This is a genomic window from Psychrobacter sp. ANT206, assembly GCF_056880555.1.
Genome location: NZ_CP096271.1, coordinates 1,488,467 through 1,502,970 on the forward strand (window position 1 = coordinate 1,488,467; position 14,504 = coordinate 1,502,970).

The following is a 14,504-nucleotide window of genomic DNA, read 5'->3' on the forward strand; positions in this document are numbered from 1 at the left end:
TTTCAACTTGTAATAATAAAAATTCAAATACTTATGCCAAGAGATGCTATGCAAACAGACACGCTTATTATTATCTTCGCCAAGTTCCCCGCTCGTGGTATGGCAAAGACACGTTTGCAGCCTGCGCTTGGTCTTGAGGGTGCGTCACTTATAGCAAAACAGCTGTTATTGCATAGCGTTGAGCAGGCACTAGCAACCGGATTTAGCGTCGAGCTGTGCGTGAGTCCAGCGCCAAATGATTTATGTTGGCAGACGCTTGGTTTACCTGAGTCATTGCAGTGGTCAGCGCAAGCAAATGATGACCTAGGCTTACGCATGTTAGCTGCTAGCAGGCAAGCGTTAAATACTTTTAAACAAGTGGTATTGATTGGTACGGATTGTCCAAGCTTAACGCCAGTGCGTATTCAAGAGGCAGTGCAGCAATTAGAGCAGTCTGATACGGTCATGATTCCTGCCTCAGATGGCGGTTACGTGCTCTTAGGGTTTAAGCAAGTTGATGCCAGTTTATTTTCGGATGTTGAGTGGAGCACTGCCAGCGTGGCAGCAGTGACTCGACAACGTATTGCAGCATTGGGTTGGACATTGGCGTTATTAGACCCACTGCATGACATTGATGAGCCTGCAGATTTAAAACATTTGCCCGTAGGTTGGCTTCAAAAAATAGGCTCTTGATTAGCTGGTTCTTTAAATATGATTCATATTTCTTATCTTTAGGATGACCCTGATATAGGGTGCTGAATAAGGTTGCTTAAGCCGTTTTATTATTAACAAGGAAGTTATTATGCATGAGGTTGTTCAAGATTATTATGGCAAGCAGCTACAAAGTACTGAGGATTTAAAAACGTCAGCATGCTGTGATATTAGCAATATGCCAAGTTGGTTAAAGCCTTTATTAGCGAATATTCATGATGAGGTTCTAAGTCGATATTATGGTTGTGGCTTGGTCTGCCCAGCGCTACTTGAAGGCTGCCGTATCCTAGATTTGGGCTGCGGTTCGGGCCGTGATGTCTATGCATTAGCACAATTGGTTGGACGTACAGGTCATGTGGTCGGTGTCGATATGACGGATGAACAACTAGCCATTGCAAAGCAGCATCAAAATTATCATGTGGATAAATTTGGCTACGACAATGTGACTTTTCTCAAGGGCTACATCGAAAAGCTAGATGAGCTCAATTTAGACCCCAATAGCTTCGATATCATTGTCTCAAATTGTGTTATTAACCTATCGCCTGATAAAGCAGCGGTGATGGCCAGTGTGCAGCGTTTGCTCAAGCCTGGCGGTGAGTTTTATTTCTCTGATGTCTATGCAGACCGCCGTATCCCGCAGCATTTAGTCAATGATCCTGTCCTTTATGGAGAGTGTTTAAGTGGTGCCTTATATTGGAAGGATTTTGAGCGCTTAGCACGACATGCTGATTTTTTAGACCCGCGTTTGGTTGAAGATCGTCCGCTTGAAATCACCGATTCGCTACTTGCTGCTAAGATTGGCGATATTCAGTTTTTTTCCGCTACTTATCGATTATTCAAGATTGCCACGCTGGAAGATGCTTGTGAAGACCACGGTCAAGCAGTCATTTATTACGGAACCATTGACCAGCTACCGCATCATTTTAATTTAGATAAACATCATACGATTGAGACAGGTCGCGTTTTCCCTGTCTGTGGTAATACTTTTCGTATGCTAAAAGAGTCACGCTTTGCTAAGCATTTTGATTTTATTGGCGATGATAGTCGCCACTATGGTATTTTTGCAGGTTGTGGTGATATCTTACCGTTTGGTCATCAAGCGGATATAGTGTCTGGGCCGTTTGTTAATTCAGGAAGCTGTTGCTAAAAGTAAGACCTGTATGATGTTGAAAAAGCTATCTCTCCAAAAATCTATCTGTCAAAAATAAAAGAGGCCCTCAAATAGTTAGAAGGCCTCTTTTATATGAAAAAACATTATAGATGTCTAAGGTTTTAACCTCTACAGAAGCAATGCTGCAAGCCTTGTCTTAGTCTCTTCGCTCATCGCTTCAACAGGCGTGACTAATGCTTGGGTCAAAGCAGTATGAGCGATAGATTTCGGCTGTTCGGATGCAATTAATGCCACGGCTTGCTTAATGACTTGCTGCGCGTTATCTGCATTTTTCATTAGATTTTGTATAGCATAATCTGCACTGACGGCTTGCTCATTTGGATGCCAACAATCAAAATCTGTCACTAGCGCCAATGTGGCATAGGCGATACTGGCTTCGCGTGCCAGCTTAGCTTCTGGCATATTGGTCATACCGATGATGTCCGCTTGCATCTGCCGATACCAGTGTGATTCTGCGCGAGTTGAAAACTGAGGTCCTTCGATACACACATAGGTCGCTTTTGCGTGGCATTGCCCATCCGCAATATTTGCGTTGCCATAAGCTCGCATCAAGATGTCTGCTACTTCAGGGCATAAAGGGTCAGCCATTGACACATGGGCGACCGCACCATCTCCGAAGAACGTGCTTACTCTCTGCTTAGTCATATCAATCATTTGATCGGGGATGACCATATCTAGTGGTTTCAGCGTTTTTTGCAATGAGCCAACCGCTGATACTGAGACGATATAGCGTACACCTAAAGTCTTTAAGGCATAGATGTTGGCACGATAAGGCACCTCAGAGGGGGTTAACCTGTGTCCTTGACCATGTCGCGTTAAGAATGCAACTGTGACGCCATTAAGTTCACCGAGCACGATGTCATCAGATGGCTCACCATAGGGTGTCTCAATTTTAACGCTACGCTTATTGGACAAAGCTTGCATTTGATATAGACCGCTACCGCCGATAATAGCGATATCGGCAGCGTTTTTTACCGTAATTTCTACTGCGGTTGAAGTCATATTGGGTTCCAAATGATCATTGGTAGAGTCTATCAGAGCTAATACTACTAGCGTTTACTGACTCTCTTATACATACCTTGAGCAAGCGCCTTCAAGATCATCGCCTGACTTTGCACAAAGCCGTTGTACTTGGGCAAATCATCCTCTATATCGCTGGTGCGGCGATTATAAAATAGATGCATAGTTGGCTTGGGTAGTGCCGCCACATCAGGATAATTTGTTGTGGGTATTAATATTAGATTGCCGCCCAACGCCATTTCTATACTGGGTTTATTGCAACGGGTACAAAGTCCGCGGCTAATATTTGGTGGGAGTTTCCAACGGCGAAATTTGGTTCTGATAAGGTTTAATGAACTCACATCGGGTTTAAGTAAAATCGTCACATCATTATAAGCTTGGCCAGTGAATTCTTGGCAAATAGTGCAGTGGCAGATAAAGCGTCCAATGGGCTGATTATTGATCGTATAAGTATTGCTATGACAGGAGCAAGAGCCTTCTTGTGGGGTAAATTCTCTGCTCATTGGTCAGTCCTTAATAGTAGGGGCGTGGATATTTATTGTTTTGAAATATAGCACTATCCTAGCGTATTAGTGTAGTCGCTTTCAGTATCATGAACGAATAGGATCTATGCTAAAGAAGATGCAGAGATAAACTAGTGGTTTAATGAAGCATTTAGCATGACTAACAAAAAGCAAAAGCTGTCAAAAAATTATAGAAAATAGCGCAAAGTTCTTTATATTTTTTACTTTAAGTCACTTAGGGTGATGATGAATTATCTCGGGTTATCATAAATAAATTGGACCAAAAGCTTAGCCACTTTTTCACCTTGGTCTTCTTGAAGAAAATGTCCGCCGTTGGCAATAGTCGTATGTGCTTGACCTTTGGTTCCGGGAATGATTTTTTGCATAATGCGATCGCCACCAGCAGTCACTGGGTCAGAATCGCTGAACAGCGTGATAAAGGGCTTTGTCCATTTACTCAGCTCAATCCATGCAGCGCGGTTATTTTCTGAAGCAGGATCATCCGGCGTCGAGGGTACAAGCAGTGGAAACTGTCTAGCGCCCTCCTTATAGGATTCATCAGGAAATGGTGCATTGTAGGCGTCGATCACCGCCTGTGACAGCTTGGTAACGGTACCGCTCTTGATGGTCCCTCCGACATGAAATTGAGGTGTTTCCTGCGAGAATTGCTGCCATTTACGAAAACCTTCACCTAGATCGTGGTCGCCGGTAGGGAGCATGGTGTTGCCAGCTGCTACCCGAGCAAATCGGTCTGGATTTTCTGCAACCAAACGCAAACCAATCAGTCCACCCCAATCCTGACAAAACAGAGTGATGTTATTCAGATCTAATTGGTCGAGTACGGATTGCATCCAGTTGACATGACGTTGGTAGGTATAGTCAGTACGAGATGTGGGTTTGTCTGAGCGCCCAAAACCGGGGAGGTCTGGCGCAATAACGCGGTGTCCCGCTGCAGTCAGTATCGGAATCATTTTACGATATAGATAACACCATGAAGGCTCCCCATGCAACAGTAACACTGGATCAGCGTCTCTTGGTCCTTCGTCTAAATAATGCACACGCAGCTCATTGTCTTCGCTGTCGTCGACCATTAGATAGTGCGGGTCAAAGTTGTAATCTGGTAGGTTTGCAAAACGCGAATCGGGAGTTCTGAGGATTTTCATGTCTCGTCCTTGAGTTAGGTAAATGAGCGCGTATTCTTACACAGCTGATGGAATCTTAGAGTTAGGGTGGATCTCCACAAAACCCGATGAGAATGGATCGCTGTCACCAATCTTAATCATGTGAGCATCATATTCCGTACTCTTACCCTATGCCAATTATTCCTCTAACTTGATAGTCGTTCTTTGGCTGTTAGGTATTCTTATCGGGTTTAGCAAAGTTTTGAGGGTATAGCGCGCGTGCTGCCACATCATCAAACTCGGTCTTAAACTCGATGCCTTTAGGAATATTTCGGGCTTTTTGGACCGCAGGGCGAGCACTTATATTTGCAAACCAGCGCTTTAGATTAGGATAGTTGTCTAAACCTTCTTCACCTAAGACTACGGTTGCTTTATCAATCCACCCCCAAGCTGAAATATCAGCGATGGAATACTCATCGCCAACCAGATACTCGCGACCTTCCATGTGGGTCTCTAACACTTCGTAATGACGTTCGGCTTCACGAAGATAACGATTGATAGCATAAGGCGTTTTCTCTGGTGCCTTATGTCTAAAATGCACAGATTGACCAGAAAACGGCCCTAACCCTGTCGCTATAAACATCAACCATGACAGCATCTCGCCACGATCTTCTGGTTTACCGGCTAATTTCCCTGTTTTTTCGGAGAGATACATCAAGATAGCAGTAGAGTCAAATACACGTTTGCCATCATCTTCGATGGCCGGGGTTTTACCATTGGGGTTAATAGCGCGATACTCAGAGGTATGTTGTTCGCCTTTTAAGGTATCTATAGCGATCAACTCATATGGCAAGCCAGTCTCTTCGAGATAGACAGCTACTTTCATCGGGTTTGGGGTTTGATGAAAATAAAATTTGAGCATAACCTGATCCTATCCTGTGGAGGTCTTAGTTTGACAATCATAAAAGCAATGAAAAATACAAATAATCCTTAAAGACTCATGCAGTCATCAAGGATTATTTTTTACAGTGAGCCTAACGATGCGTACCGCGAATAGGGTAGTCATTCTTTCGAATAAAGGCTAAACCATTCGCAAGGGCTTCAAGTTCAGGTCTAGCAAAAGGTGCGTTGGAGATATCAACGATTTGAATTTCTCCATCAGCATTAATCACAAATACACCAGGCTCTGCAAAGGGATGATCGGTCTCTTTCTCTGAACGTGGCTCTGAGATATAAAGTCCTAGCGTATTCATCTGCTCAACAGTCAGACCATAGGCAATAGGGAAGTCGATATCTAATTTTTCTAAATGACTCTCTAATTGCTCTTTACTATCACCTGATACTGCAATGATATCGACACCCGCATCAGCAAATGACGATTTTACGGTTTCTAACTGGTTGAGGTATTTAGTACATATCGGACAATGTTGACCTCGATACATCACGACCAATTTCCAGTCATGACCGTTATCAGGCGTACCTAGTGACTTTATATCACCATTTAGCATTTGTACGTCTATATCGGGGAATTTGACACCGGCTTGAATTTTTTGTGCGTAATTTGATGGCATGATTTATCCTTTAGAAGTGTTTTATAAGTAGGAGTAATTTATATAGCAATGATCATCTTAACTGGACTAAAATAAATGTTCAAGATATATTTGAGCAATCACTCAAGTTAATTAATCATTCCAATCTACAGATGCTAATATCCAGTTTACTAAGCGTGTAGTAAAAGAGTATGGGCGCATAGGATAGGCATTATTTAAAATAGAAGGTAATGTGGTAGATTCACCATCACAACGAATATGAATGGATGCCTGTTTAGTTATACTCATTGGTGTTCAGCTCCTTTGAATAAAATCCCTTTGAATAGAATTAAAATTTCTATCCTAAAAACTACCTTAAAGCTATTGCCTATACCTCTTTACTGTACCACTTGCAGCCCAGCTTACAACACATAGTCAGAATGATGGCTACTATTGAATATAGAGCTAGGGGCTGTCCTAGATAACCAGTTCAGTTCCTATTTAACCCATTGTTTTAGCTGATGTAATTGACGTTTTGGATTACTGTAGTTGAAACGCCACTCACATTCTTTTAGAAACAGATGGAAATGTTCTTTTGGAATGCCATTATATTTACGCATATGACGCTTTGCTTGACTCCAAAAGTTCTCTATTCCGTTAATATGATTACTGTCTTGTGCAAACTCTTTTGAATGATTGATACGATAGTGGGTAAACTTACTGATATCAAGGGCGTTATAACTTCTGAATGAGTCAGTATAAACGATATTATCAGGCTTTACTTTCTCTCTTATAATAGGGATTAAGGTATCGGCTTTGGCATTAGGGATGATACAAGCATAGACGCTACCATTGCGCTTCAGCAGTCCAAAAACAGGAACTTTGTTACCAGTACCGCGACCACGTTTGCCTTTGCGTCTGCCGCCAAAGTAGCTCTCATTAACTTCTATTTTGCCTTCTAGAAGGTCAGGCTCCTGACTATTTTCATAAATCAGTAGTCTTAGCCTGTGAAAGTAATAGCTGGCTGTTGTTTTATTAACATCCACTAAGCTTGCTACTGTTCTTACGGTAGAACTAGCAACAAATAGTTCGATAAGCTTGGTATTTTTGTACCAACTTAATCTACTGATTCTCATGTGACTATCCTAGATTGTTTTAATTATCTAGGACAGCCCCTTAAATTATATGAGTTAAACTCTTGGCAGCAAACGCAAGGATTGGTAGATGGTAAAATAGACGTAGGATTTGGCAGGCTATTATTTGAAGATGCTTCTATCAGAAGAATGGTTCTTAGAGAGGAGAGTTTGGTTGTTGCAGTTCCTGTCAGTCACGTGCTTGTAAAGGAGAATCGTACTAGCATCAATCTAATGGATTTAACCAATGAAAATCTATTGTTATATCCAACAGCGCCGCGTCCCAGCTTTATTGATTATGTGTTGGAATTGTTTGAAGCCCGTAACTTAAAAGCCAATTATCTGACTGAAGTACGTGAGTTACATGTTGCGTTAGGGTTAGTAGCAGCCGGTGAAGGCCTGACTATTGTGCCAAAGACGCTTGAGCATCTGCGTAGTCAAGAAGTGACTTATATTCCATTTGAGGATGGTCATTTAACCTCACCGATTGTGATGAGTGTCAGGCATTTTGACAAATCAGAATTGTTAAAAACATTGTTAGACGTGACTTATCAGATTTATGATGAAGAAGGGTTTGATTATAAGCGTGAGAAAATATGAATACATCATAGTGTTAATATAGAATATAAACCTATGCGTGAGCATTTACGAGTGCTAGTTTAATAAACGAGTCATTGCCGTTAAGCCCAATAAAAGCTAAGGTATGGACTCGTCCCAGTACGGTGGCGTGCCATAATAGCCTTCCACAAAATCAATAAAACACCTCACTTTATGTGGCAGTAATTTTCTATGGGCATACACTGCATATAAGCCCAAAGCCTCAGGCTCAAGTTTTGGCAACACTACGACTAGTTTGCCACTACTAAGCGCTTCGCTGATAATAAAAGTCGGCTGTAATACTATTCCTGCGCCTGCAATAGCCGCGTCCACCAATACATCGCCATTATTACTACGAAGCTCGCTACCTTGCTTGAGGTATTTTGCTTTTAATAATTGGTAGATATCGTCCTTACCATCCATATTCATATAGCTGTAATGCAAATAGCGGTGTTCGGCAATATCTTCAGGTTGAGTAGGCGTGCCATGTTTGTTCAGGTAATCAGGTGCAGCGCATAACATCACACGAATGGGTGCGACCTTCTTAGCAATCAGTGACGAGCTTTTTAGCTGCCCGATACGCAAGGCCACATCGAAACCCTCCTCGACAATATCGACTTTGCGATCAGTCAATTGTAGGTCGACTTTGATCAATGGATAATGGATCTGAAAGTCAGTGATTAACTTAGCTATATGTTTTAAGGCAAACGATACTGGTGCACTGATTCTTAAGACGCCTTTGGGATTCTGTTGTAAACCACCTAATTTTGATTCCATATCATCAATGCTAAGTAAAATCTGTTGTGCATGTCCGAAGTAATGACTGCCAGCTTCGGTAAGGCTGACTTTACGAGTGGTGCGATTAAGCAGGCGTGTATTTAGCTGCTCCTCCAACTTAGAGACATATTTGCTCACCAACTGCGGTGACAGCTGCAAGGTATTTGCCGCATTACTAAAGCTGCCTTCGGTCACCACTGCCACAAAGGCGCGCATTGCATCGATTCTATCCATATTTTGCCCTATTTCTATTTAATCATCAAAATTCAACGCCAAAACAATTATCAATGATATGTTGTTAATTATTCAATATTATCTATCTTACTCTTTTACTGTGTTGATAGTAAAGTATGGTTATTCCAGGAATTAAATACCCTTCCTAAAATAAACCTAATGGAGTAATAACAATGAAAATGTCAGTAATGAATAGAATTTTGCTATCTAAAGCGGGCGCTGCCGCTTTAATCCTTCGTGTACCCGTAGGTTTGATTTTGTCAGCGCATGGTGCTCAAAAGTTATTTGGCTGGTTTGGTGGCAATGGGCTGGCTGGCACGGCTGGGTGGTTAAGCAGTATGGGTATGGAACCTGGTTTTCTAATGGCAATATTGGCAGGGAGTGCTGAGTTCTTTGGTGGTCTTGCCTTAGTATTAGGATTATTGACACGACCAGCTGCATTAGTCGCTGCATTCACTATGCTCGTTGCTATTTTTTCTGTTCATATAAATAATGGGCTGTTTGTCGCTGATGGTGGCTACGAATATGCCTTGACCTTGATGGTCGCTTCGATTGCTTTGGCAATACAAGGTGGCGGTTATCTCAGTATGGATAATGCTTTATCAGAAAAACTAGATAATGTTTAATAAATCAATATTTACTCGCTAATAGTAAGTGTCCATCTTAAATAATGGCAATTGGACTAAAAACTGGCAACATATATAAGATAAAGAAGGCAATGTTCGCTGGCTTGTGACTTTAGTATGCTTCCATGTGGCTTATTATTATTTAACAGCACTGAATTCCAGTAGAATTGTGCCTGTTCATCCTAGCAGTATTTAGTAAAGATAATGGAGTGAAGCTAATGAATAATGAGTCTATTTCAGCCACGCAGCCAGTATTATTTATACCTCACGGTGCAGGTCCTTGTTTTTTTATGGAGTGGCAGCCAACTGATACTTGGGATCAAATGGCCGAATTTTTAAAAGATATCTCAAGTCGCTTGCCACGGCGTCCCAAAGCTGTTTTGATCATCAGCGCACATTGGCAAGCACCTGAGTTTAGTATCACCACTAGTATGCAACCTGATCTAATTTATGATTATTATGGGTTCCCTGAGCATACTTATCAGCTGACTTATCCAGCAGTGGGCGCGCCAGTATTGGCTGAACGGATAGGTAATATGCTCACTGATGCAGGTTTAAACAATACACAAGATGCTACAAGAGGCTTTGATCATGGAGTATTCATCCCGTTGAAACTCATCTTTCCTAATGCGGATATCCCAGTAGTGCAGTTATCGCTACGTCAGGATCTTGATCCTGAAGCCCATTTAATGGCAGGTAAAGCAATTGCGGCATTACGTGATGAAGGGGTACTAATTGTGGGCAGCGGTATGAGTTTTCATAATATGCGCGGTTATGGCGATAAAAAATTCACGGCTCCATCAGTGGCATTTGATAATTGGTTAACTAAGACGGTTGCAGCCGATGAAGATGCGCGATTTGCAGCGCTTAGTGATTGGTCTAAAGCGCCCCATGCTATCGAGTCTCATCTATTAGGAAGCGAAGAGCATTTGATCCCGCTGATGGTTGTCGCGGGCGCAGCAGGAACAGATCAAGGGCAAAAGGTCTATTCTCAGCAAGTAATGAAGACTCAGATATCAGCCTTTCGGTTTGGCTAAGCTCAGATTCTTCTATCAAACCTCAATATCAATCAAGCTACCTAAATGTTTCTAAAATTAATGAGAGCCCGCTAAAATTCCTCAGTAGATGCTTAGTGGGTTTTTTATACATAACGCAGCTATGTGGTCTACGCTGTAAGTCAGGTAGAAACCAACTTGGGAGGTTTTAGGCATACTGCTTAATCATAACCTATGCTATCGATTTCGTAATCATGCAATCCATATCTAAAATGAGTAGTTCGATACCTGTATAGCGCATCGATCATAAATCAATGCAAATGAGTGTCATGGTTAGGAGGTTCTCAGCACACAAAAATCAACAATCAGTCTATAGTGGTCAGCATACTATCAGGCGAGTCTGACATGGCAAATCCCATCACACGACAGGCATACAAACCTAAAGACGGCTAGATAACACTAGCCGTCTTTGATACAAATATAGGTGACATCACCTGTCTAGAATTGTTTAAGCGCAGATGGGTTAAAGTTAAGGTTTAATAGGCCTTATGCCCATCATCAGCTTCCTTGTATTTATAAGTTTCTATTCAACGACTTTGAGGTTCTATTTTTGCCACAACCTTACCTGCCGAACTGTCACACTCAAACCATCTTCATTCTTTCTTAATTATTAACGGTGCCTAACAAAGACGCACATTTTTCTTTATATATTAAATTAGCCTTATCCTTTTATAAAAAAATCATTTTCGGTGGCTGATGCATTAAGAAGTTTTGGTGAGAGATATTCCAAGCGTAAGCCCCTGCTAAGGTAAAAACAAGGTAGTCGCCGATATGCAGCGCTTCAATCCATTGATCTTTTGCCAGTATGTCTTTGGGAGTACAAAGCTGACCGACAAGGGTTGCCTTGGTGCCAGTGATGGCGGCTTGCTCTATCAGATTTTCTAGCAACTTATTTTCCATTGCGTGGCTCGTGCGGCGTGGCACGATGAAAAAAGGATGATTGTGCTGCTGCGCGGCGGGCGTTCTAAAGTGATGCGTGCCGCCATGACCAATCACAAATGTCTCGCCAAGATTTTTTTTGATATCCAGTACCTCCATGACGTAATAACCACAGGGCGCAGTGATAAAACGTCCAATCTCAAACCTGACCGTAAACTGCGGATTTGCCGTTAACATGATGGCAAGCTGTTGACAGAATACTTCCCACTCAAAATGCTGCGGCTGCTGATCATAGTGAATACCAATGCCGCCGCCCACATTGATGGTCAGTTTTGAGGGCAACGACGAATAATTCTGTTGCCACTTCTTGACCATCTCCATATAGCGCTGCATTAATAGCAGATGGCGCTTGACTGATAATTGATGCGACATCAAGTGAAAATGAAACCCACAAAATTCAATAAACGGGTTTGAGTCGATGATAGCTAGCGCTTGCTTGAGATGGGTTTCATCTAGCCCAAAGGGGGTAGGCTTGCCGCCCATGACCAGCTTACTGCTGCCGATATCACCAATATCAATATTCATCCGCAAAAATATACGGACAGGAAGCTGCAAGGATTGACTTAAGATCTGGATTCGAGTCAGCTCGACCAGACTCTCCACATGAATGGTATCGATTTGCTGTTGTATGGCTTGCTGTAAGTCTGAGGTCAGCTTGCCCGGTCCACCAAAAATAATAGGGTGGTTTGGCTGGTGGGTTTGTAGCCAATTGAGCTCGCCTGCAGAAGCGGCCTCAAACCCATCTACATGCTCTGCTAAGGTTGATAGTATCTTAGGCTCAGCATTGGCCTTTATGGCATAAAACAGCTGCGTGTTATCAGGCAGGCAGCGCTTCATATCTGTTATACGCTCTTCTAGAGCTTCTAAGTCATAAATGTAAGCACAGAGCGGTGACGGCTGCGCATCATAATTATGGATACAGTCAATTATTTTTTGAGGAAGCGAATGCTTATCTGATGTCTCTATTAAGTGTGTTGTTGTCGCGTTTGTCATCATCTTAGGTAACCTTTGATTCAGATAATTTATGAATTTTTATATTGTCTTTATTGGCGTTGAGCATAGAGGACTGCCACGGGCAAGGGAGCATCACGTAGGCAGAATGTTTATCAGCAAGCGTGAGTAATCGAGTTTTATAATTGGTCTTGCTGGGTAAGCTACCGCCGTCTAACAAATCTTGAATTTCAGGCTGAGTACCATATGCCAGTTGCCAATTCATCAATATGTCTTTGACATGCTGCCAAAGTCGCGCCTCTAAAGTCTCCGCTGATTGTGCACCTCGGCATAAATGAAAGATGGCCTCACTAAGATTGTTCACAAAAACGCAATAGGCAATGCGCGACCATCCTGCTGCTTTAGAGTAGCGGATGGATTGTTTACAGCGCTCGGATAAATCAGTCGCGTCAGCAAGTGACCACAGGCTATCAACCAGTTTGGTGCCTTCAAGATCTCGAATCCAGACGCATGTCGGCAGACCTTGATGAAAGCCAATTACCGTGTTTTGTAAATGCGGCTCGAAAACAACGCCATGGTTAAAGAAGTAATCAAACGTGCCATCAATTAAAGTATGGGCATAACGGCTGAACCATAAGCAGGCTAGAGTGTCATAAGATGAACGCTCATTATCACGTTGACCAGTGTGTACGCAATGTTTTTGTAGCTGGCGCTCGATGACGCTGTCTCCGAATCTATCCTCTGTAAATAAGGCCGCAGCAACTTGTGGCTTAAGATATTTAATTTCATCCGTCGTAAATGACTCTCGAAATAACATGCCAAAGGACTCAGTAATAAACTGAGTCGAGCTGGGATCGTCATCGTGGAATTTGGCGCTCATATCAAGGGTGGCAGCCCCCGGCTCTAACATCAGCTTAAAAGCTGGCGCAGTCAGACGCTTGCTGCGATCAATTTTTTCTAAAATATTATTGAGATAAACGGCACTGTGTAGCTCATACCAAGCGTTTTTGCGGATGCAATTGGTCAGACGAACATGGATAGAGCATTTGATAAAATGTGATAGCTGGTGATGATATAAGGTGCGCACCGATGAGGTTGGGGACACCGCCTTGCCTATCAGGCCAAGCGGTATCATATATCCTGATGTGACTGCTCGCTTGATGATCGGATTTGCCAAGATGCGATCAGCTTCCCACGGATGACAAGGGTAGTAAACCCAATCGGTGTCGCTATCAGGATGTAAACTATCAGTATCTGAATTAATAGACTCTAGTAAGTCGCCAGCGTCAGCAAGTAAGGTGTGAGCGATGTTGCGCAGTACGGTTTTGGTGTCTTTGCCAATATAGCTGACGAGGGAGAAGTCAACCTTAAACCAAAACAGAGCAAACTGGCTTTGGGTTTCGGGCGAGTGCGCCAATAAAGACGTCATGTCGACCCCTTGCCGGCTTTTTGGCGACGGATGATACGCATGACCCCACAGCAATGCTTGCTCGCTATCTATATAGCCATTAACGGTGGATTTATCTTGCTGTACATCGTGATGGTAGTTAGTAGCGTGGTTGGCAGAGGCCTGCAAAAAAGCGGTTGTCACGCTGATGCTATTATCAATCTGGTATTTTAGCTCTTGGTTGATATCGATTTGATAACGCGTAGCAATATAACTGTGCAGATAATCGACCAATTGATAAATGTTGAGGCACGCCCATGATTGACCGCGAGCTTTTAGCCAAGGCGCTCCGCTTAGCTGGCACTTGCCTAAGTGACTAAAATACGCCACTGGCAATACGATTTTTGCAGAAGCAGCCTCATTAGCGACAGGAAATCGAATCGTTAATAGGCGCGTGCTTAGGCAGGCGCGGTTATCACGTAGACACAGTGGTAAATCGTCATCAGACTCATCAATGCTTAGGTCTTGATTGGGGATGGCAAACTCACGAAGATAACAATTGATGATATTCGTCAGTGCATGCTGCTCAGACTTATACTGATGGTACTGCGAAAGCAGGCTTGGCACTGGGGTACTTTCAACTGTTTTACTGGGTGGTAGAAAATTTGGTATCGTGTTGTTTGATAGTGAATAGTTTGGTCTCATAAGTGATGTCTTTTTTTAAATGTTTTAAATTTTTTAGATGTTTTTAGAGTAATTGTTGTTTGTAGT

Annotated in this window: 15 protein-coding genes; 5 read left to right on the forward strand and 10 right to left on the reverse strand. The window is 42.6% G+C overall.

Annotated elements, in window-relative coordinates:
- Positions 1–48: 48 nt before the first annotated feature.
- Complete coding sequence (locus M0221_RS06240; RefSeq protein ID WP_483284728.1) at positions 49–672, forward strand: TIGR04282 family arsenosugar biosynthesis glycosyltransferase; 624 nt, start codon at positions 49–51, stop codon at positions 670–672.
- Positions 673–781: 109 nt separating this feature from the next.
- Positions 782–1,837: a methyltransferase domain-containing protein gene (locus M0221_RS06245; protein WP_201551299.1), complete on the forward strand. Its 1,056-nt coding sequence runs from the start codon at positions 782–784 to the stop codon at positions 1,835–1,837.
- A 132-nt stretch (positions 1,838–1,969) separates the two neighbouring features.
- Here the strand turns inward: M0221_RS06245 and mtnP are convergent, their stop codons facing one another.
- The 7 genes from mtnP to M0221_RS06280 all read right to left on the reverse strand — a co-directional run bounded on the left by mtnP (position 1,970) and on the right by M0221_RS06280 (position 7,170).
- Complete coding sequence (mtnP, locus tag M0221_RS06250) at positions 1,970–2,863, reverse strand: S-methyl-5'-thioadenosine phosphorylase (RefSeq protein WP_483284729.1); 894 nt, start codon at positions 2,861–2,863, stop codon at positions 1,970–1,972.
- 47 nt (positions 2,864–2,910) lie between these two features.
- On the reverse strand, positions 2,911–3,384 hold the full coding sequence (locus M0221_RS06255; RefSeq protein ID WP_483284730.1) for a GFA family protein: 474 nt from the start codon (positions 3,382–3,384) through the stop codon (positions 2,911–2,913).
- A 251-nt stretch (positions 3,385–3,635) separates the two neighbouring features.
- Positions 3,636–4,547 carry a haloalkane dehalogenase gene (locus tag M0221_RS06260; RefSeq protein WP_263242421.1) on the reverse strand — a complete coding sequence of 304 codons (912 nt, stop codon included), beginning with the start codon at positions 4,545–4,547 and terminating at the stop codon, positions 3,636–3,638.
- A gap of 190 nt (positions 4,548–4,737) precedes the next feature.
- Positions 4,738–5,427, reverse strand: a complete 690-nt coding sequence (locus M0221_RS06265; RefSeq protein WP_263242420.1) for a glutathione S-transferase family protein — start codon at positions 5,425–5,427, stop codon at positions 4,738–4,740.
- Between the two features lie 112 nt (positions 5,428–5,539).
- Entirely contained in the window at positions 5,540–6,076 is a 537-nt protein-coding gene (locus tag M0221_RS06270) for a peroxiredoxin-like family protein (protein ID WP_263242419.1), read from the reverse strand.
- 111 nt (positions 6,077–6,187) lie between these two features.
- Positions 6,188–6,343, reverse strand: a complete 156-nt coding sequence (locus tag M0221_RS06275) for a hypothetical protein (protein WP_188004043.1) — start codon at positions 6,341–6,343, stop codon at positions 6,188–6,190.
- Between the two features lie 188 nt (positions 6,344–6,531).
- Positions 6,532–7,170, reverse strand: coding sequence for an IS1595 family transposase (locus M0221_RS06280; RefSeq protein WP_483284731.1), 639 nt, complete (start codon positions 7,168–7,170; stop codon positions 6,532–6,534).
- Here M0221_RS06280 and M0221_RS06285 point away from each other — a divergent pair, their 5' ends adjacent.
- Complete coding sequence (locus M0221_RS06285) at positions 7,171–7,767, forward strand: LysR substrate-binding domain-containing protein (RefSeq protein WP_483284732.1); 597 nt, start codon at positions 7,171–7,173, stop codon at positions 7,765–7,767.
- A 96-nt stretch (positions 7,768–7,863) separates the two neighbouring features.
- Here M0221_RS06285 and M0221_RS06290 read toward each other — a convergent pair whose 3' ends face one another.
- Positions 7,864–8,775: a LysR family transcriptional regulator gene (locus M0221_RS06290; RefSeq protein ID WP_483284733.1), complete on the reverse strand. Its 912-nt coding sequence runs from the start codon at positions 8,773–8,775 to the stop codon at positions 7,864–7,866.
- 173 nt (positions 8,776–8,948) lie between these two features.
- Here M0221_RS06290 and M0221_RS06295 point away from each other — a divergent pair, with 173 nt between their 5' ends.
- Positions 8,949–9,401 carry a DoxX family protein gene (locus M0221_RS06295; RefSeq protein WP_483284734.1) on the forward strand — a complete coding sequence of 151 codons (453 nt, stop codon included), beginning with the start codon at positions 8,949–8,951 and terminating at the stop codon, positions 9,399–9,401.
- Positions 9,402–9,619: 218 nt separating this feature from the next.
- On the forward strand, positions 9,620–10,438 hold the full coding sequence (locus M0221_RS06300; protein ID WP_483284735.1) for a DODA-type extradiol aromatic ring-opening family dioxygenase: 819 nt from the start codon (positions 9,620–9,622) through the stop codon (positions 10,436–10,438).
- 687 nt (positions 10,439–11,125) lie between these two features.
- Here M0221_RS06300 and M0221_RS06305 read toward each other — a convergent pair.
- Both M0221_RS06305 and M0221_RS06310 read right to left on the reverse strand, forming a co-directional pair.
- A complete protein-coding gene (locus M0221_RS06305) occupies positions 11,126–12,391 on the reverse strand; it encodes a type III PLP-dependent enzyme (RefSeq protein ID WP_483284736.1) in 1,266 nt (421 codons plus the stop codon).
- Between the two features lies 1 nt (position 12,392).
- Positions 12,393–14,438 (reverse strand): IucA/IucC family protein, encoded by a 2,046-nt coding sequence (locus M0221_RS06310; protein ID WP_483283276.1) that lies wholly within the window; start codon positions 14,436–14,438, stop codon positions 12,393–12,395.
- Positions 14,439–14,504 lie beyond the last annotated feature (66 nt).

Coding starts and splice junctions, on each gene's coding strand:
- M0221_RS06240 (WP_483284728.1), top strand. CDS start 49: ATGCAAACAGACACGCTTATTATTATCTTCGCCAAGTTCCCCGCTCGT.
- M0221_RS06245 (WP_201551299.1), top strand. CDS start 782: ATGCATGAGGTTGTTCAAGATTATTATGGCAAGCAGCTACAAAGTACT.
- mtnP (WP_483284729.1), bottom strand. CDS start 2,863: ATGACTTCAACCGCAGTAGAAATTACGGTAAAAAACGCTGCCGATATC.
- M0221_RS06255 (WP_483284730.1), bottom strand. CDS start 3,384: ATGAGCAGAGAATTTACCCCACAAGAAGGCTCTTGCTCCTGTCATAGC.
- M0221_RS06260 (WP_263242421.1), bottom strand. CDS start 4,547: ATGAAAATCCTCAGAACTCCCGATTCGCGTTTTGCAAACCTACCAGAT.
- M0221_RS06265 (WP_263242420.1), bottom strand. CDS start 5,427: ATGCTCAAATTTTATTTTCATCAAACCCCAAACCCGATGAAAGTAGCT.
- M0221_RS06270 (WP_263242419.1), bottom strand. CDS start 6,076: ATGCCATCAAATTACGCACAAAAAATTCAAGCCGGTGTCAAATTCCCC.
- M0221_RS06275 (WP_188004043.1), bottom strand. CDS start 6,343: ATGAGTATAACTAAACAGGCATCCATTCATATTCGTTGTGATGGTGAA.
- M0221_RS06280 (WP_483284731.1), bottom strand. CDS start 7,170: ATGAGAATCAGTAGATTAAGTTGGTACAAAAATACCAAGCTTATCGAA.
- M0221_RS06290 (WP_483284733.1), bottom strand. CDS start 8,775: ATGGATAGAATCGATGCAATGCGCGCCTTTGTGGCAGTGGTGACCGAA.
- M0221_RS06295 (WP_483284734.1), top strand. CDS start 8,949: ATGAAAATGTCAGTAATGAATAGAATTTTGCTATCTAAAGCGGGCGCT.
- M0221_RS06300 (WP_483284735.1), top strand. CDS start 9,620: ATGAATAATGAGTCTATTTCAGCCACGCAGCCAGTATTATTTATACCT.
- M0221_RS06305 (WP_483284736.1), bottom strand. CDS start 12,391: ATGATGACAAACGCGACAACAACACACTTAATAGAGACATCAGATAAG.
- M0221_RS06310 (WP_483283276.1), bottom strand. CDS start 14,438: ATGAGACCAAACTATTCACTATCAAACAACACGATACCAAATTTTCTA.